We start from the raw sequence: 16,001 nt of genomic DNA on the forward strand, positions 1-16,001 counted from the left end.
CGCCAGTTCGGAAGATTCATTGAATTTCACGACTGCCCGGTAGACGGCACATTGCGCGCCTTGAACCCTGATTTCACTCAAGGCTTCAGGGCTGGAAAGTCTGCAAATACGTCAGCAGGTTTTCGATTTTTTCCGGGTCGCTGATGCCCCAGAAGATCATGCGGGTCCCGGAGACAACACCTTTCGGGTCTTCGATGTACTTGGCCAGGGTTTCCCGGTCCCAGATCACACCGGAAGATTTCATCGCCTCCGAGTATTGATAACCTTCAGCGCTGCCCGCCGTGCGCCCGATTACTCCGTTAAGCTGCGGGCCGAAGCCGTTGCGCGCGGATTCGCCAACTTGATGACAGCCGCCACACATGCGGCTGAACAACTTGCCTCCCGCTTCGGCATCGCCAGCGGCATGCGCCGGGTTGCCGAAAAGTGCGGCGCACAGCACCAGCGCGGAGGTCATTACAGCGGCGTGGTTCATCTAGCGGCTCTCTATCCGATGGACTTGCAGAAACGGGCGGCTATTTCATCACGCCGCGCGTCTGCACCGAAACTTCATTTGCGCGCCAACTTGTAGCGGACGCAATCGTCGTAAAAGCTCTTGCGAATCGCCTCGGGCTTGAAGCGCGACTGGCTGTCGTAAGTCTGTTCGGTAATGCCCATGGCCATCATGCGCATCCACGTCTTACTGAACTTGTAGCTCTGGATCTTCTGCCGCGCGGCATATAAAGAGACGCCCTGCAACTTGAGTTCCTGCGCCCGCGCCGCGGTCCCCGCCCCCCAGCTGCACATATACCGGTCATTGGGCTTCAGCTCTTTGGCCTCGACCGCCATTGATTCGACCGACATTGCTACGCCCGCCACCGCCAGCGAGATCACTAGTTTGCGCAATTGAATTTCACCCAAGCATCTGAAAGTGCGGCGATTCTGGCGATTGCGCGGCCTCTTGGGGGCCAGCAAATTGCCTTGTTTGCCCACGCCAGATCAGAACCCCGGCCTCACGAGGCATATAAGGCAGGTTCGCAAGGCGCGACGAGGTCCGCGCCCTGGACTTCGGTCAGATCAAGTACCGGTTTTCAACTTGTTCCACAACCGCGTAGTCAGCCGCGCAATGGTCGGCGGCAAGTCTTCGACGGTGAAGAGTTTTTCCAGCACGTTTTTCGGCGGGTAGATCGCCGCGTCCTGTTTTACTTCGGCGCTGACAAATGGGTCCGCCGCCAAGTTGGCATTGGCGTAATGCACGCTGCTGCTGATGTTGGCGATTACTTTCGGTTCCAGCAGATAGTTCATGTAGGCGTAGCCATTCTTCTCGTGGGGCGCGCTCTTGGGCATCACCACCATGTCCATCCATAACGTCGAGCCTTCGTCAGGAATTGAATAAGCGATGTTGATGCCGTTATTGGCTTCCTTGGCACTGGCGGCGGCTTGCACGATGTCGCCGTTAAACCCGATAACTGCGCAGATATTGCCGTTGGCCAGGTCGCTGACGTACTTAGAGGTGTGGAAGTATTGAACGTAAGGACGAATCTTCTGCAGCGCCTGCTCAGCCTTGGCGTAATCCGCCGCTTGGTGACTGTGGTGCGGCAGCCCCAAATAGTTGAGGGTAATCGGCAGGATCTGTGTCGGGTTATCGATAATCGCCACGCCGCACTGGCTCAACTTCTTGATGTTGTCCTCGTCAAAAAACAGCTTCCAGGAATGCGTGACGTCGGTGGTGCCGAAGATCGCCTTGATCTTCTCGACGTTGTAACCGATCCCCGCTGTGCCCCACATGTAGGGATAACCGTACTGGTTGCCCGGATCATTGACTTCGAGTTTTTTCAGCAGCGCCGGGTCGAGGTTCTGCCAGTTCGGTAGTTGGCTTTTATCCAGTTTCTGAATCGCCCCGGCCTTGATCAGCCGCGACATGAAATGGTTCGACGGGCTGACCACGTCATACCCGGTGTTGCCGGTCATCAACTTCGATTCAAGCACTTCGTTGCTGTCGTGAATGTCGTAAGTTGCCTTGATCCCGGTGGCCTTGGTGAAACTGGGCAAAGTGTCTTCGGCGATGTAACCGCTCCAGTTGGAAATATTCACCTGTTCGTCGGCGTAACTGATTGCCGAGAACGTCGTAAGCACAACCGCGAGGGAAACAGGATTGACGCGCATGTTTGATCACCCGATTTAATAATTTTGTTGTAGGAGAACCGCGATTCAGATTTCTGTTCTGGCCCTGACCGCCTCCACGCGCATTCGCAGCATGGCACCGATATCGAGCAATGGTTTGGGCGGCAGCCAGCCGGGTTGGGCGCGTTGCATCACCGAGGCCAGCAGCGGCGAATCAATGCCCGAGGACATTTGCGCGAGCAAGCGCCCCCACAACGTGCCGCGCGCCACGCCGGAACCGTTGCAGCCGGCCACGGCAAACACGCCCTCCTCGACTTTCGCGAAATACGCCTGGCCAGAGCGCGAGGCGCTGAGATGGCCGGTCCAGGTGTACTGAATATCCTGCTCCTGCAAAAACGGAAAACGCCGCTGCAACCCGAGTACATGGTGTTTTCTGCGCACTGACAATTCAGCGGTGGACAGATCCCGCGAGCGGTATTCGGCGGTGTTGCGGATCATCACTCGACGGTCCGGGGTCAAGCGCACCGTGGCGCCCAATGGCCGCGTCGACAATACGCCCCACGGCTCAACGCGGCCAATGGCGTCAAATTCCGCCTCGGTCAACGGCCGAGTCAGGCTGGCGCTGAGCTCCATCGGGAAGGTGCCGCTGTCGGCAATCCCGGCGCGCGGGATAAACGCGTTCAGGCACACCAGCACTTGCCCGGCCTCGACGCAGCCGTCAACGCCTTGCGCGCGAATGCGTGCGCCGCTCAAGCGCTGCAAACCGCTGATGTCGGTGTTTTCGTAAAGGGTGACGTTCGGCGGCAACGCATCAAGCAAACCCTTCACGTACTTCGCCGGTTGCAGCAAGGCGTTGCCGCTGCCATCGCTGCCGCCACACCAGATCGCCGCTTGGTAGTGCGCCGTACCGAGTTTTTGCTTGAGTTGCTCACCTTGAAGAAAATCAGCAGAAGCGCCGACGGCGTGCAGGGTCTGGAGTTTTTCCTCGACGTGCGTGAGCTTCGCCGGGTCGCTGACCGCAAAGAAATAACCGGCCTCGCGCAAGTCGCACTCGATGCCATGACGGGCGATGCGCTGGCGCACTTCCTGGCTGGCGGCACGGGAAATCGCCGTGTCTGTTTCGTATCCGGCAAAGCCGTGGTGCCCGATCAATTCATCCACGCTCGGGTGTTCATGCGCCACCACAAACCCGGAATTACGCGCCGATGCGCCTTGCGCCGCACGCTGCCGATCGACAATCACGATGCGTGCCTGAGGGTGCAGTTCGGCCAGCGAATGCGCCGCGCACAAACCGGTAATGCCGGCGCCGATCACCAGCCAATCGGCTTTTTGCGTGCCGCTCAGGCGACCACGCAACGGCGAATTGCCCGCCTGTGCGATCCAGCCACATAGATTTTCCATGGTCACCTCGGTTGACTGTCATTCGGCTCCTCTATGCTCTCAACGCATGAGAGCCATCACAGCCATGACTGGAATTTATAGGGCCGACGGTGATACAACCAACGTTATAAATTCATTCTGGCATTCATAAAACGCATGGATAAGATTCGTCACGTGCCCTCGCTTCAGGGTCTTCAGGCGTTGGTGGAGGTTGCCGATTGCGGCAGTTTCACCCAAGCCGCGCAGCAGCTGTGCCTGACGCAGAGCGCGGTCAGCCGAAAAATCCAGCAACTGGAAAGCCATTTCGGCGTGCCGCTTTTCGTGCGCAGCAGCCGCAGCATTCAGCTGACTGTTGAAGGCGAACAGGTTCTGGCCAGCGCACGGTCGATCCTCGAACAACTGAAAACCCTCGAAGACCGCCTCTCGCCGCAAAAACGCCCGTTCCGGATCCGCATGCACGTCTCGCTGGCGGTGCGCTGGTTGCTGCCCAAACTCAGCGACTTTTACCGGCGTCACCCGGACGTTTCGCTGTCAATCGAAACCGTGGCCACCGAGATCGTCGAGCCGGCCAGTGACAGCGACGCTTACATTCTTTACTTGCCAGAACCGTCGAACGATCCCGCCAGCCTGACCCTGTTCGAGGAAGCGCTGGTGCCGGTCTGCGCGCCCGGCGTCGGTCCGCTGGATTCGATGGATGAGCTGGTGGGTTTTGCGCTGCTGCACCGCTCGGCGGACAAGCAAGCGTGGATCGATTGGCTGGCGGCGAACGGCGGCAAATCGCTAGAGGATTACCGGCACATTCCGTTCAATCTCGACGAACTGGCGCTGGACGCAGCCGCGCGCGGACTGGGTGTGGCGATGACCGATTTGACCCTGGCCCAGGAATCGCTGGATCGCGGGGTTTTGGTGGTGCCATTTGGGCAGCCACTGATGACGCGCGGAGTGTATGCGTTGTGCCCGCAAGCGTCGGCGGCGCTGCATCCGGCGTGTGCGGTGGTGATGGAATGGTTTGCGGAGCAGGCGCAGCCGGGTTCTGCATGAACCTGCCGCGCTGACTCTTTATAGACAGCGCTAGAAATCAGTAATCGTCGTGCCAGCAATCGTCTCGGCAAACCCGGCGCCGAACACTTGGCCCGGCGTGGCGAAGCCTGTCTGGCGTTCGCCATCGAGCACCCGGCGCGCCGCTGAGTCCAGACCGGCTGCTTTGGCGTGTACGGCGGCCATGCGTCCGGTGTAGCCGGTCGCGCCGTAGATCATCAAGGTTTTCATTGCACGTGCTGCCAGTTTTTATAGACGAATTCGAGGCTGTACCCGTCCGGGTCCAGCACGTTTGCGGCGTAATAATTGGGGTCGTAGTGCAGACGCGCACCCGGTGCGCCGTTGTCTACAGCGCCATTTTCGATGGCGGCGGCGTAGGCGGCTTCGACCTCGGCGCGACTGTTGGCGACGAAACCGACATGCACCGCGCGGCCCTCGACCACACCTTCGCGCAACCAGAAAAACACCCGGCCATTGGCGCCGAAACCCTTGAGGTCCGGATGCCCCGGCGGGCCGTCTTTGCCGTCGTAATCGAGGCGTCCGGTAATGCCCAACGGCGTCAGCGCGGCGCTGTAGAAACGGATGGAACGAGCGACGTCGCTGACCGACAGAAAAATATGATCAAGCATGTGGTGGCCTCACTGCTGCTGACTGAGTAGTGCCACCACCGTACGCTTGAAACCGATCACAAGCGCCGTGGTTTCTGGCGCAAACCTGCCTGTTTGTGCTTTTGCCTGGTGACGGATAACCGCCTGGTAACAGCCTGACGCTAAACCCGTACGTGATCGCCACGCTGCCCAGCGACGAAGGCAAAGTGCGCGGGCGATCACTGGCGGCGATGTGCGACATGAGCGTCGCAGCGTTTTACCGTCACTTCAAAATCATCACCGGGATGACGCCGATCCAGTATCAGAAACGTCTGCGCCTGATCCGCGCGCGCTGGTTGCTGTTGTTCGATCCTCGCAATGCGGCGTCCATCGCTTTCACCATGGGCTATGAAAGCGCTTCGCAATTCAGCCGCGAATACGCGCGGCTGTTCGGCATGCCGCCCATGCGCGATGCGGCGCGGTTTCGCTGAAAGCAAAAAGGGGACAGATTTATTTATTCAGCCGCTGGACGCGAGCTGGAAAATAAATCTGTCCCCTTTTCAGAAGATGGCAGGGGCGGCTGGATTCGAACCAACGCATGGCAGGATCAAAACCTGCTGCCTTACCGCTTGGCGACGCCCCTGTAACAACGCGCGGAAATGTAACAACTTCCCTCGCTTTAGGGAAGTGTTCTTTTCGAATAAATGCGTTTTAAATCAGCCGCTTGTCCCTAGACCCTCGGTTGATGGCTGGTAACGCAGTGAATCCCGCCGCCGCCAGCGCTGATCGCGTCGATATTCAGCTGCACGACTTCCCGGCCCGGATACAGCGTGGTCAGCAGTTTCAGGGCCTTGGCGTCGGCAATTTTGTCGCCAAATTCAGGCGCGATCACCGCGCCGTTGACCAGGAAGTACCCGCCCGCGCCGTCGACGACAAAATTGGCGCCGATATCACGCATCCAAATGTCGTCGAGTTTGCAGGTGACGTAGGTGATGTTGGCCGTGCCGCAGTGTTTCTCCGCCAAATCGCGCTCGCGGTGACGGCAAAACACAGTCACCGATTGATAACGCGCGATGGCCCGCGCAAGCAGGCCCAACGCGGTTTGTACGTCCGGGGTAAAATCGCCCCAAATGGCGAGCCGGGTTTGCTGCTGGACGCGGCGTGCGCCGGGTTGGGGATCGCTTTGGTCAGCCAGTTATTGAGCCGCAAGGCGCTCACGGATGGACAGCTGCAACCCTTGGTCGAGCAAACCATTCGCGGGCCGAACTGGGCGCTGTTGACTCATCGCGACAGTGAAAACAATGCGCGCAGTTTCAGTGAGTGGTTGGTGGGGCAATTGCAGCGCTGATGGTGGGTTGGCTGTCAGTCCGCGCTTATAAAGCCGCGCGGATCCCTATGCGAGTCCGGTAGCATTGCCGCCCAAGGATCAAATCTCTCCCAAGGAAGCTTCAATGCTATTCACCACGCGCTCGACCCACACACCGTTTTTGCTGTGCCTGGCGATCTTCGCCACGTTCTGGCTGATCCAGCTCAACGCCTTCAACATCATCGTCTGGAGCTACAACTTCTGCCATTTCCTCTATGGCTTCTGCGCCGCGTTGCTGCTCGGTTACGTGACCCTTCCGACGAGATTGTTCAAGCAATCGCTGCGCGACAACTTGCGCACGCTGCAAACAGGCATGCCGTGGAGCCCGTGGGGCGGCTTGATCATCGTGCTGTTTCTCTCGGCATATAACGAGATGTACGTCGATCCTCTGGAGAACGGGATTGCGTTCAGCGCGGCTTATCAGAACTTCGTCGCGGATATGTTGGGCCTGGGTTTATGCGTCGTGGTCAGCCATTTTGCCTTCCGTGATCGGCTGGGGAATACGCGCACGGATTACTCGGCAGGGCTGGGAATGGGGTCTGCGCGTTCGGCGGGTTGATGGTCGCGCGAAGTGAGGAGGATTTCATGACGCAAAACGGTATAGATGCAAACGGCTTCATCCTCGAGGTACCCGACGCTCCCGTTCAGTCTGATTTCCAGGAGCTGCTGCGCGACCTGTGCAGCACGCTGGTCGCTGAGGCGCCGCTGCTGCTGGACAGCATTTACCTGTATGGAAGTGTCGCAAGAGGCGAAGCCGTTCCAAGGGTTTCAGACCTGGACGTGACCTTGGTCCTTAGCCACGAGGGCTCCTCGCCCGACCTTGAAAACATAGAGGCCCTACGCAAAGCGCTGGCAGCCCGGCATCCCGAAGTCGTGAAGATTGACTTCGACATTGGCCATCGCGCAGAAGTGCTCGCAGCGGATAACTTGTTCAGTTGGGGCTACTGGCTAAAACACCACTGCCGCTGCATCTGGGGCAATGATCTGGGTCAACGCTTTGCACCGTTCAGACCTTCGCGCGCCATAGCCGTTGCGGTCAACGGTGATTTCGAAGCGGTGTTGAACCGTTATGCCGAACGCATCGAGCAAACGATCGACATAAATGAACAGTCGCTTTGGCAACGCGAAGCAGCGCGCAAACTCATCCGCGCGACCAATATCTTGCGATATGATCAAGACCGAAATTGGCCGCGCACGCTGGACGAGCATGCCGAGCAGTTTGCCCGGCATTATCCGTCGATGAAGACGCAGATCGAATCCTTTCTGGTATTGGCAAAAACGCCGACCACGTCGGTCAAGGAGTTCTCGACGCAGTTGCGCAATTTTGTCCAGTGGATGGCAGGTGTCCGAGTTCATTAAGCGCTTGGCGACACGCTTATATTTGAATTGGATCACATTTTTTTGTCCGACGATTTCGCCCATTGGCTTTTCCAAACCGGCCATAACGCCTACCATGCCCGCACTCTAAAAAGCGGCAGCCACTTCATGTTCAAAGCAAGTCTGCGCAGTCACCTGACCCTTTGGTTTGCCGGTTTGTCGTTGCTCACGCTGCTCAGCGTCGGGTTTTACGTGGGCCACATCGCCACCGCGCAGATGCGCCAAGCGAGCGGCAATGCGCTGCTGAGCACGGCCAAATCCGCCGCCGAGTTGCTTGGCGCGCAACTGCATGAACGCCAACTCGAAGTGTCGCTGCTCAGCCGCGCGCCGCTGTTGAAGCGCGGCAATCTTGATGACCCGGACATTTTGACTTCGATGGAGTTGCGCACCCAATCGCGCGCCGAATATGCCTGGATGGGCGTGGCCGATGGCGATGGCCGGGTGCGCCAAGCGGTGAATAATCTGCTGGTCAATCAGTCGGTCAAGCAACGACCGTGGTTTCAGGCCGGGTTGCGTGATGATTACACCGGCGATCCGCACGAAGCGGTGTTGCTCGCCAAATTGCTGCCGGGCAGTCCGAACGGCGAGCCTCTGCGCTTCATTGATTTCGCGGCACCGATTCGCAATGCCCAAGGCCAGGTGGTCGGGGTATTGGGCGCGCACGCGCACTGGAGCTGGGTGACGAAGATTGTCGACGCGGCGGTGCTGCAAAAAGGCACGACGCCGGCCGTGGAGGCGTTGATTGTCGATAACGATGGCAAGGTGCTGTACCCGGAACAACTGGCCGGCGAGCAGTTGCCGAACTTGCCGATGGCTTCGCAACAGTCCGGCGCCACGCCGGGCTGGACGGTCGGCAACGGTTATCTGACCAGCGCCGTTGCCGTGCCGACGCCTTCCAGCACCGGTCTGGCGTGGTACATCGCGGTGCGTCAGCCGCTGGACATCGCACTGCAACCGGCGCGGGTGCTGTTGTACAAATTGCTGTTGCTGGGTGTACTCGCGGCGGTGATTTTCGGATTGGTTGCGTATTACCTGGCGCTGTACCTGAGTCGGCCGATCGAGCAACTGGCGCGCGCGGCGAAGCAGGTCGGCGAGCAGCAGCCCAATGTGGTTTTTCCGCAGCATCATCCGGTGTTGGAAATCGCCCAACTGGTGTCCTCGATCGAGGGCATGACCCAGTCATTGCTCGGCAAGGAGCATGAGCTGCTGGAGGCCAATACCTCGCTCGAAGCCACCGTCGCGCAGCGCACCGCCGCCCTCACCCAGGCAAATGCCGACCTGTTGAAACTGGCGACTCACGACGCGCTGACCGGGGTGTTCAACCGGCGGCGTTTTGATGAAAAACTCGCCGAATGCAGCCTGTTGTTCCAGCGCACCGGCCGCACGTTTGCACTGCTGTTTATCGACGCCGATCACTTCAAGCGAATCAACGACACTTACGGACACGCGACCGGCGATGACGTGCTGGTGCAACTGGCGCAGTTGATTCAGCGCAACACCCGCGCGACTGACTTTGTCGCGCGGTTTGGCGGTGAGGAATTCGCGGTGTTGCTGCCCGAGCTGGAAGAGCCGGAAAGCCCCGAAGTCGTGGCGGAGAAGATCCGCGCGGCGATTGCCCAAGCGCAGTTTGCTGCAGTGGGTCAGGTGACGGTGAGTATCGGGGTCGGCGTGGCGGAGTTGTCGGATAGCAATGCCTCGGCGCTGATCAAACGCGCAGATGAGCGGTTGTATCAGGCGAAAGCTGCGGGGCGTAATCGGGTGTTCAGCACCACGCAGACGTTGAGCGCCGAGTGAGTTTTTTGCGCTGGATTGTTGCTGGATGCGGGCGACGCTAATCTCGTCGCCCACCCCGCCGTTCGCTACGGCGCCGGATAACCTTCGACCTGATCCGGCCACGCGGTCAGCACTTCAAAACCATCGTCGGTCACCGCGACCATGTGCTCCCACTGCGCCGACAGCGACAGGTCCTTAGTGACCACAGTCCAGCCATCGGCGAGGGTTTTGACGTGGCGTTTGCCGGCGTTGAGCATCGGTTCGATGGTGAAAATCATCCCGGTTTTGAGCGTCAGGCCCTGCCCCGGATAACCGTAATGCAGCACCTGCGGTTCATCGTGATAAACCTTGCCGATGCCATGCCCGCAATACTCGCGCACCACGCTGAAACCATCACGCTCGGCGACGCTTTGAATCGCATGACCAATATCGCCCAATGTCGCGCCGGGGCGCACTACGCGGATGCCGGCGCACATCGCTTCATAGGTCGTCTGCACCAGCCGCAGCGCCTCCGGGCGCGGCTCGCCGACAAAGTACATGCGGCTGGTGTCACCGAACCAGCCATCCTGCACCACGGCGATGTCGATGTTGACGATGTCGCCATCCTTCAGCACCTGGTCCGAAGGAATCCCGTGGCACACCACCTCGTTGACTGAAATGCACACGGTTTTCGGAAAGCCGTGATAACCGATGTTGCCGGCAATGGCTTTCTGCACATTGACGATGTAGTCGTTGCAGATCCGGTCCAGTTCATTGGTGGTCACACCCGGCTTGACGTGCTGGCCGATCATCGCCAACACCTCGGCGGCCATTTTGCCGGCGACGCCTGACTGAGCGATTTGCGCTGGCGTATTGATCGGCACGATGGCCCTCACGGCGCGGTTCATACGGCAGCTCCTGCGGGGATCTTCACGCCATCGGCCATTGCGCAGACCTGTTGCAGATCCAGACCACCGGCCTGTTCGGCGCGAATCAGCAAACGGCAGATCGCGTTGTGGTCCAGGTCTGGATACAGCTCGGCGAGCATGCCAACGCGCATCCAGTGCTCAGCCTGGGCGTTGATCGAGCGGCTCAGCGCATTGCTCGCAACCCGCAGGTTCTCGTGCATGTCTTCTGAAATTTTGACGATACCCATGAACAACCATCCGATATGAAATGCATATGAATCGTATACTACTGCAACGTCTCGGGTGACTGCAAATGCATAGCGTTTTTCCATCCTGCCGCCCACGCGCTTGCGCGCAATCGATCTAAAAAGACTGCGCGGGGATTTCGGCTTTTGACTATTCTGAAGTTGTAGGTGAAGACGCAGACTGATGCGCAAGAGGATAGCGAGGAGGCGTGGGGCGCGCTCCGAAGGGTACACGGTTAGAAAGATCTCCGCGCTGAGATCCAGCCCTTATGCCGTGTGAAGCAGCAAAGTAAAAAACTTTGCTGTGAGAAGCCTGATAAATCTCGTAAGCCGGAGACCAGCACCGGCCACCTACTCGAATACCGAGCCCGCCTAGTGCGGGCTTTTTCGTCGGCAAATACTGCGCAAAACTGAAACTGCGGGAGCGAGCCTGCTGGCGAAATGGCCCTGACATTCAACAGCTATGTTGCCTGTAGAACCGACTTCACAAGCTCGCTCACCCCCACTGGATCACTTACTGAATCTTGTTGTTCAGCTTGATCACGTCGCCCGACACATGGGTGGTGTAACCGGTCAGCACGTAGGCCCAGAACCAGTTTTCCTGCACTTGCGTGTTGATCAGCGCGTCGCCGCCCTTGGCTTTGATCGCGGCGGTCTGGGCGCGAACAAAACGGTTGTTGTGCTGGATCGGGATGCAGCCGAACAGCAGCATGCCAGTGGCGCTTGCTTCGCTGTGACCGAGGACCGTGTATTGGCTGGCGTCATATTGCTGGGTCTTCATCGGCGCGCCTGTGCAACCGGCCAAAACCAGACCACATACTGCAACGGCAACCATCTTGCTGAGGTAATTCAAGGTGAAACTCCATTAGTAAACGCCCGGGATCCGTCTCCCGAGCGGCGCACACTCTAATGGAAGTGATGGCAAATTGGTATCGCCACAGGCGCTGTTTTCACTTCACCGCTTCGACCACGCCGCGCTCCTCAAGCAAACGCACAAACATGGTCAAACTTTGCGACACCGTACCGCGGCGCCACACCAGCCAGGTGCGCAAAAACCGGAACGACGGGGTCAGCGGCCAGATACTCACCGTGCTGCAGCCGGGCATGCTTTCGAGCATGCTGCGCGGCATCAACGCCAAACCGGCGCCGGCGCTGACGCAGGCGAGCATGCCGTGATAGGACTCCATTTCGAAAATCTTGCCGGGCACCGAAGCGTCCTCGCTGAACCAGCGTTCGAAGTGATGCCGATACGAACAATTGGAGCGAAACGCGTAGATGTTTTCGCCGTTGACGTCCCGCGCGCGCCGGATCGGCGCGTGGTTGAGCGGCGCGATGACGACCATTTCCTCCTCGAACGCCGGCACGCCTTCCAACGCCGGGTGCAACACCGGGCCGTCGACAAACGCGGCAGCCAAACGCCCCGCAAGCACGCCGTCGATCATGGTCCCGGAAGGTCCGGTGGACAGATCCAGCTCGACTTTGGCGTGTTTCTGGTTGTACGCCGCGAGCAGTTCGGGAATGCGCACCGCTGCGGTACTTTCCAGCGAACCTAATGGAAACGCACCTTGCGGCTCTTCGCCCGCCACCGTCGCCCGTGCTTCCTGGACCAAGTCGAGAATGCGCCGCGCGTAATCGAGAAAACTCCAGCCGGCGGGCGACAGGCGCAAGCGGCTTTTCTCGCGGATAAACAGGTCAACGCCCAGGTCCAGCTCCAGTTGTTTGATCCGCGTGGTCAGGTTCGACGGCACTCGGTGGATGTGTTGCGCAGCCGCGCTGATGCTGCCGTGCTCGGCGACAGCTTTGAAAATTTCCAGCTGAACCAGATCCAAGACATTCTCCAAACGTGAACGATACGCTCAGTATTATTCAGTTTCCAGAAAACAGCCATCGCCTTAACCTGAGCGAATTCCCACCCAGCAGGACGGTGTCATGACTCAGGTCTCCAGCCTCACCCACGCGCTTTCGATCAATCCCGCCACCGGCGAAACGATTGGCCAGTACCCGTTTGAATCCGCCGCGGCACTGGAAGCCGCCCTCGCCCGCGCCGCCAAAGGCTTCGCAACCTGGCGCCGCACGCCACTGGAGCAGCGCGCGCAAGCGCTGATCGCACTGGCCAAGGCATTGCGGGACGACGCGCAGAACTTCGCGCAAATGATTACCCAGGAAATGGGCAAGCCGATCACCCAGGCGCGCGGTGAAGTGGAAAAATGCGCGCAACTGTGCGAGTGGTACGCCGAACACGGCCCGGCGATGCTCAGCGCCGAAGCGACGCTGGTCGAAGGCAACAAGGCGCGCATCGAGTACCGCCCGCTCGGCCCGATTCTCGCGGTGATGCCGTGGAATTTCCCGATCTGGCAAGTGCTGCGCGGCGCGGTTCCAGCGTTGATCGCCGGCAACACCTACGTGCTCAAGCACGCGCCGAATGTGATGGGCAGCGCTTATCTGCTGCGCGACGCGTTCAAGCGCGCCGGGTTTGCCGAAGGTGTATTCGAGGTAATCAACGTCACGCCGGAAGGTGTTTCCAGTGCCATCGTTGACCCGCGAATTGCCGCCGTGACCCTCACCGGCAGCGTGCGCGCCGGCATGGCCATCGGTGCTCAGGCCGGCGCTGCGCTGAAAAAATGCGTGCTCGAACTGGGCGGCTCCGACCCGTTCATCGTGCTCAACGACGCCGACCTCGATGAAGCGGTCAAAGCGGCGGTGATCGGTCGTTACCAGAACACCGGGCAAGTCTGCGCAGCGGCCAAGCGGCTGATTGTCGAGCAAGGCGTGGTCGAGGAATTCACCCGCAAGTTCGTCGAAGCGACCCAGCAATTGAAGGTCGGCGACCCACTGTCGAACGACACGTACATCGGCCCGATGGCGCGGTTTGATCTGCGCGATGAACTCGATCAACAAGTGCGCGACACCTTGGAAGAAGGCGCAACTCTGTTGTTGGGCGGCAAGAAGGCTGAAGGCCCGGGCAACTTTTACGAGCCGACCGTGTTCAGCCAAGTGACTGACCAGATGACCTCGTTCAAACAGGAACTGTTCGGCCCGGTCGCCTCAATCATCACCGCGCGCGACGCCGAACACGCCTTGGCGCTGGCCAATGACAGCGAATTCGGCCTGGCCGCGACGGTCTACACGCGCGATCTCGAACTCGCCAAACACTTCGCCGACGAACTCGAAACCGGCGGCGTGTTCATCAACGGCTACTGCGCCAGCGACCCGCGCGTGACTTTCGGCGGCGTGAAGAAAAGCGGTTTCGGCCGCGAACTGTCGCACTTCGGCGTCCGCGAATTCTGCAACGCGCAGACTGTGTGGCTGGATCGTCACTGATCACCTATCAGCCGCGCACCGCCGCTTCGATGGCCGCGACGTCGATTTTGCCCATTTGCATCATCGCTTCGAACGCGCGTTTGGCCGCGGCTTTATCGGCGCTGGTAATGGCGTCGGTGAGCACGCGCGGGGTGATTTGCCAGGACAGGCCCCATTGGTCCTGGCACCAGCCGCAGACGTTTTCCTTGCCGCCGTTGCTGACGATTGCGTTCCACAAGCGGTCGGTTTCAGCCTGATCTTCGGTGGCGACCTGGAACGAAAACGCCTCGTTGTGTTTGACCCCAGCGCCGCCGTTCAGCCCCAGACACGGGATGCCCATCACGCTGAATTCGACGGTCAACACGTCGCCCTGTTTGCCCGCCGGATAATCGCCGGGCGCGCGATGAACGGCGCCGACGCTGCTGTCGGCAAACGTCGCGGCGTAGAACTCGGCGGCGTCCAGTGCGGCGCTTTCGTACCAGATGCACACGGTGTTTTTGCTGAGCATTTCGCTGCTCCAAAGTGGGGAATGACGCATTGATTCTAGCCGGGCCACGCGCTCCGTCCGCCCGACTTTGCCACCGCATGTCGGCACCGGTGGTCGTCGCGCCGAACCGGTGAAAATCAGCGATCTATACTGTTCAGTTCGATATCTCGAAGTCACGCAACACGTCGACACCCGTGCGCTGTGCCGCGCACCCGTGCCAATCGCAATCAATTCAGCCGCAATGTGCGTCGCTGACGGGTCGTGGAGAACATCATGAAATACAGGTTTATTTCAGGCGTTGTTTTGGTGCTTGCGGCAGCTGTGGTGGTGCCGGGTGCGTGGGCTGCGGAAACGCGGGCGGTGGCGGCGGATGGTTCGGATCGAGTTGGCGCTGGAGCGGTTGCGGCGGATGGTTCGGATCGAGTCGGAGCGGGTGCAGTTGCGGCAGATGGTTCGGACCGAGTCGGCGCGGGTGCAGTTGCGGCGGATGGTTCTGACCGCGTCGGCGCTGGTGCAGTTGCTGCGGATGGTTCTGACCGCGTCGGCGCAGGTGCAGTTGCGGCGGATGGCTCCGACCGGGTCGGCGCGGGTGCAGTTGCTGCGGATGGTTCGGATCGAGTCGGCGCCGGAGCAGTTGCGGCAGATGGCTCTGATCGCGTTGGCGCTGGGGCTGTTGCGGCGGATGGTTCTGACCGCGTTGGCGCTGGTGCAGTCGCCGCCGACGGCTCCGACCGGGTCAACGCAGCCCGCCTCGCTTACTCGCGCAGTGGCATCGGTTCTGATCGAGTGGCATCCTCGCTCATGGGCGGCAGTTACTCCGACCAGTTCAACAGCCCGATCATCAATCAGTAACGCACCATTTCACCGAGGGGAATGACCATCCATGACGACGCAAACCGAAACCGCCATCCTGGCCGGTGGCTGCTTCTGGGGCATGCAGGATTTGCTGCGACGCTACCCCGGCGTACTGTCCACGCGGGTCGGTTATTCAGGTGGCGAAGTGCCGAATGCGACCTATCGCAATCACGGTAACCACGCCGAAGCGATCGAAATCGTGTTCGATCCCGAGCAGATCAGCTATCGCCAGATTCTCGAGTTCTTCTTCCAGATCCACGACCCGACCACCGCCAATCGCCAAGGCAATGACCTCGGCGCCAGCTACCGTTCCGCGCTGTTCTACCTCAGCGAAGAGCAGAAACAGGTCGCCGAAGACACCGTAGCCGACGTCGAGGCATCGAGGTTGTGGCCGGGCAAAGTGGTCACCGAAATCACCCCGGCCGGCCCGTTCTGGGAAGCCGAACCGGAACACCAGGACTACCTCGAACGCGTGCCGAACGGCTACACCTGCCACTTCATCCGCCCGAACTGGAAACTGCCGAAGCGCGGTTGAACATTGAAAGAGGCGGCTCAATTGAGCCGCCTCTTTTATATGTGCCTGGATGGCGAACGCCTCAACGGCCA

The 16,001-nt window shown here is 59.8% G+C and carries 18 protein-coding genes, 1 tRNA gene and 3 pseudogenes; 9 read left to right on the forward strand and 13 right to left on the reverse strand.

Annotated elements, in window-relative coordinates; translation table 11 throughout:
• Window positions 1-85 precede the first annotated feature (85 nt).
• The 4 genes from BLU01_RS01525 to BLU01_RS01540 form a co-directional block, all read right to left on the reverse strand.
• Window positions 86-472 carry a c-type cytochrome gene (locus tag BLU01_RS01525; protein ID WP_092269884.1) on the reverse strand — a complete coding sequence of 129 codons (387 nt, stop codon included), beginning with the start codon at window positions 470-472 and terminating at the stop codon, window positions 86-88.
• A 74-nt stretch (window positions 473-546) separates the two neighbouring features.
• On the reverse strand, window positions 547-840 hold the full coding sequence (locus BLU01_RS01530) for a hypothetical protein (RefSeq protein WP_092281410.1): 294 nt from the start codon (window positions 838-840) through the stop codon (window positions 547-549).
• 213 nt (window positions 841-1,053) lie between these two features.
• Complete coding sequence (locus BLU01_RS01535; RefSeq protein ID WP_092269887.1) at window positions 1,054-2,142, reverse strand: polyamine ABC transporter substrate-binding protein; 1,089 nt, start codon at window positions 2,140-2,142, stop codon at window positions 1,054-1,056.
• A 45-nt stretch (window positions 2,143-2,187) separates the two neighbouring features.
• Entirely contained in the window at window positions 2,188-3,501 is a 1,314-nt protein-coding gene (locus BLU01_RS01540) for an NAD(P)/FAD-dependent oxidoreductase (protein WP_092269890.1), read from the reverse strand.
• 135 nt (window positions 3,502-3,636) lie between these two features.
• Here BLU01_RS01540 and BLU01_RS01545 point away from each other — a divergent pair, with 135 nt between their 5' ends.
• Window positions 3,637-4,521, forward strand: a complete 885-nt coding sequence (locus tag BLU01_RS01545) for a LysR family transcriptional regulator (protein ID WP_092269893.1) — start codon at window positions 3,637-3,639, stop codon at window positions 4,519-4,521.
• A 30-nt stretch (window positions 4,522-4,551) separates the two neighbouring features.
• On the opposite strand, the gene BLU01_RS01550 is transcribed toward BLU01_RS01545, so the two are convergent.
• Together BLU01_RS01550 and BLU01_RS01555 are read right to left on the reverse strand one after the other, a co-directional pair.
• Window positions 4,552-4,749: a hypothetical protein gene (locus tag BLU01_RS01550; RefSeq protein ID WP_092269896.1), complete on the reverse strand. Its 198-nt coding sequence runs from the start codon at window positions 4,747-4,749 to the stop codon at window positions 4,552-4,554.
• Window positions 4,746-5,147, reverse strand: coding sequence for a VOC family protein (locus BLU01_RS01555; RefSeq protein WP_092269899.1), 402 nt, complete (start codon window positions 5,145-5,147; stop codon window positions 4,746-4,748). Before BLU01_RS01555 ends, BLU01_RS01550 begins: the two co-directional genes overlap by 4 nt.
• A gap of 188 nt (window positions 5,148-5,335) precedes the next feature.
• Here BLU01_RS01555 and BLU01_RS01560 point away from each other — a divergent pair.
• Window positions 5,336-5,596: pseudogene (locus BLU01_RS01560) on the forward strand (helix-turn-helix transcriptional regulator); the annotation flags it as partial.
• A gap of 77 nt (window positions 5,597-5,673) precedes the next feature.
• Here BLU01_RS01560 and BLU01_RS01565 read toward each other — a convergent pair.
• Window positions 5,674-5,748 (reverse strand) — tRNA-Gln (locus tag BLU01_RS01565).
• 87 nt (window positions 5,749-5,835) lie between these two features.
• Window positions 5,836-6,240: pseudogene (locus tag BLU01_RS01570) on the reverse strand (agmatine deiminase family protein); the annotation flags it as partial.
• Between BLU01_RS01570 and BLU01_RS01575 the strand changes: the two are divergent.
• The 4 genes and pseudogenes from BLU01_RS01575 to BLU01_RS01590 all read left to right on the forward strand — a co-directional run.
• Window positions 6,241-6,453 (forward strand): annotated as a pseudogene (locus tag BLU01_RS01575) (LysR substrate-binding domain-containing protein); the annotation flags it as partial. It lies immediately after the preceding pseudogene.
• Window positions 6,454-6,556: 103 nt separating this feature from the next.
• Window positions 6,557-7,030, forward strand: a complete 474-nt coding sequence (locus BLU01_RS01580) for a hypothetical protein (RefSeq protein ID WP_092269904.1) — start codon at window positions 6,557-6,559, stop codon at window positions 7,028-7,030.
• Between the two features lie 26 nt (window positions 7,031-7,056).
• Window positions 7,057-7,830 carry a nucleotidyltransferase domain-containing protein gene (locus tag BLU01_RS01585; protein WP_092281412.1) on the forward strand — a complete coding sequence of 258 codons (774 nt, stop codon included), beginning with the start codon at window positions 7,057-7,059 and terminating at the stop codon, window positions 7,828-7,830.
• Window positions 7,831-7,956: 126 nt separating this feature from the next.
• Window positions 7,957-9,642, forward strand: a complete 1,686-nt coding sequence (locus BLU01_RS01590; RefSeq protein ID WP_092281414.1) for a sensor domain-containing diguanylate cyclase — start codon at window positions 7,957-7,959, stop codon at window positions 9,640-9,642.
• 65 nt (window positions 9,643-9,707) lie between these two features.
• Here the strand turns inward: BLU01_RS01590 and map are convergent, their stop codons facing one another.
• From map to ptrR, 4 genes are all read right to left on the reverse strand, one after another.
• Window positions 9,708-10,508 (reverse strand): type I methionyl aminopeptidase, encoded by an 801-nt coding sequence (gene map, locus BLU01_RS01595; RefSeq protein ID WP_408003127.1) that lies wholly within the window; start codon window positions 10,506-10,508, stop codon window positions 9,708-9,710.
• A complete protein-coding gene (locus BLU01_RS01600; protein WP_092269907.1) occupies window positions 10,505-10,756 on the reverse strand; it encodes a ParD-like family protein in 252 nt (83 codons plus the stop codon). Before BLU01_RS01600 ends, map begins: the two co-directional genes overlap by 4 nt.
• 511 nt (window positions 10,757-11,267) lie before the next feature.
• Window positions 11,268-11,606, reverse strand: a complete 339-nt coding sequence (locus tag BLU01_RS01605) for a hypothetical protein (protein ID WP_092269910.1) — start codon at window positions 11,604-11,606, stop codon at window positions 11,268-11,270.
• Window positions 11,607-11,703: 97 nt separating this feature from the next.
• Window positions 11,704-12,582, reverse strand: a complete 879-nt coding sequence (gene ptrR, locus BLU01_RS01610) for a putrescine utilization regulator PtrR (RefSeq protein ID WP_092269913.1) — start codon at window positions 12,580-12,582, stop codon at window positions 11,704-11,706.
• Between the two features lie 100 nt (window positions 12,583-12,682).
• Between ptrR and BLU01_RS01615 the strand changes: the two genes are divergently transcribed.
• Window positions 12,683-14,074, forward strand: coding sequence for an aldehyde dehydrogenase family protein (locus BLU01_RS01615; RefSeq protein WP_092269916.1), 1,392 nt, complete (start codon window positions 12,683-12,685; stop codon window positions 14,072-14,074).
• A gap of 7 nt (window positions 14,075-14,081) precedes the next feature.
• Here the strand turns inward: BLU01_RS01615 and BLU01_RS01620 are convergent, their stop codons facing one another.
• Window positions 14,082-14,561: a VOC family protein gene (locus BLU01_RS01620; protein ID WP_092269920.1), complete on the reverse strand. Its 480-nt coding sequence runs from the start codon at window positions 14,559-14,561 to the stop codon at window positions 14,082-14,084.
• Window positions 14,562-14,910: 349 nt separating this feature from the next.
• Between BLU01_RS01620 and BLU01_RS01625 the strand changes: the two genes are divergently transcribed.
• Entirely contained in the window at window positions 14,911-15,417 is a 507-nt protein-coding gene (locus BLU01_RS01625) for a hypothetical protein (RefSeq protein ID WP_157720135.1), read from the forward strand.
• A 6-nt stretch (window positions 15,418-15,423) separates the two neighbouring features.
• On the forward strand, window positions 15,424-15,930 hold the full coding sequence (gene msrA, locus BLU01_RS01630) for a peptide-methionine (S)-S-oxide reductase MsrA (protein WP_092269923.1): 507 nt from the start codon (window positions 15,424-15,426) through the stop codon (window positions 15,928-15,930).
• Window positions 15,931-16,001 lie beyond the last annotated feature (71 nt).

Origin of the sequence: Pseudomonas prosekii (assembly GCF_900105155.1) — a bacterium.
Taxonomy (GTDB): Bacteria; Pseudomonadota; Gammaproteobacteria; order Pseudomonadales; family Pseudomonadaceae; genus Aquipseudomonas; species Aquipseudomonas prosekii.

Coding starts and splice junctions, on each gene's coding strand:
- BLU01_RS01525 (WP_092269884.1), bottom strand. CDS start 472: ATGAACCACGCCGCTGTAATGACCTCCGCGCTGGTGCTGTGCGCCGCA.
- BLU01_RS01530 (WP_092281410.1), bottom strand. CDS start 840: ATGTCGGTCGAATCAATGGCGGTCGAGGCCAAAGAGCTGAAGCCCAAT.
- BLU01_RS01535 (WP_092269887.1), bottom strand. CDS start 2,142: ATGCGCGTCAATCCTGTTTCCCTCGCGGTTGTGCTTACGACGTTCTCG.
- BLU01_RS01540 (WP_092269890.1), bottom strand. CDS start 3,501: ATGGAAAATCTATGTGGCTGGATCGCACAGGCGGGCAATTCGCCGTTG.
- BLU01_RS01545 (WP_092269893.1), top strand. CDS start 3,637: ATGGATAAGATTCGTCACGTGCCCTCGCTTCAGGGTCTTCAGGCGTTG.
- BLU01_RS01550 (WP_092269896.1), bottom strand. CDS start 4,749: ATGAAAACCTTGATGATCTACGGCGCGACCGGCTACACCGGACGCATG.
- BLU01_RS01555 (WP_092269899.1), bottom strand. CDS start 5,147: ATGCTTGATCATATTTTTCTGTCGGTCAGCGACGTCGCTCGTTCCATC.
- BLU01_RS01580 (WP_092269904.1), top strand. CDS start 6,557: ATGCTATTCACCACGCGCTCGACCCACACACCGTTTTTGCTGTGCCTG.
- BLU01_RS01585 (WP_092281412.1), top strand. CDS start 7,057: ATGACGCAAAACGGTATAGATGCAAACGGCTTCATCCTCGAGGTACCC.
- BLU01_RS01590 (WP_092281414.1), top strand. CDS start 7,957: ATGTTCAAAGCAAGTCTGCGCAGTCACCTGACCCTTTGGTTTGCCGGT.
- map (WP_408003127.1), bottom strand. CDS start 10,508: ATGAACCGCGCCGTGAGGGCCATCGTGCCGATCAATACGCCAGCGCAA.
- BLU01_RS01600 (WP_092269907.1), bottom strand. CDS start 10,756: ATGGGTATCGTCAAAATTTCAGAAGACATGCACGAGAACCTGCGGGTT.
- BLU01_RS01615 (WP_092269916.1), top strand. CDS start 12,683: ATGACTCAGGTCTCCAGCCTCACCCACGCGCTTTCGATCAATCCCGCC.
- BLU01_RS01620 (WP_092269920.1), bottom strand. CDS start 14,561: ATGCTCAGCAAAAACACCGTGTGCATCTGGTACGAAAGCGCCGCACTG.
- BLU01_RS01625 (WP_157720135.1), top strand. CDS start 14,911: ATGGTTCGGATCGAGTTGGCGCTGGAGCGGTTGCGGCGGATGGTTCGG.
- msrA (WP_092269923.1), top strand. CDS start 15,424: ATGACGACGCAAACCGAAACCGCCATCCTGGCCGGTGGCTGCTTCTGG.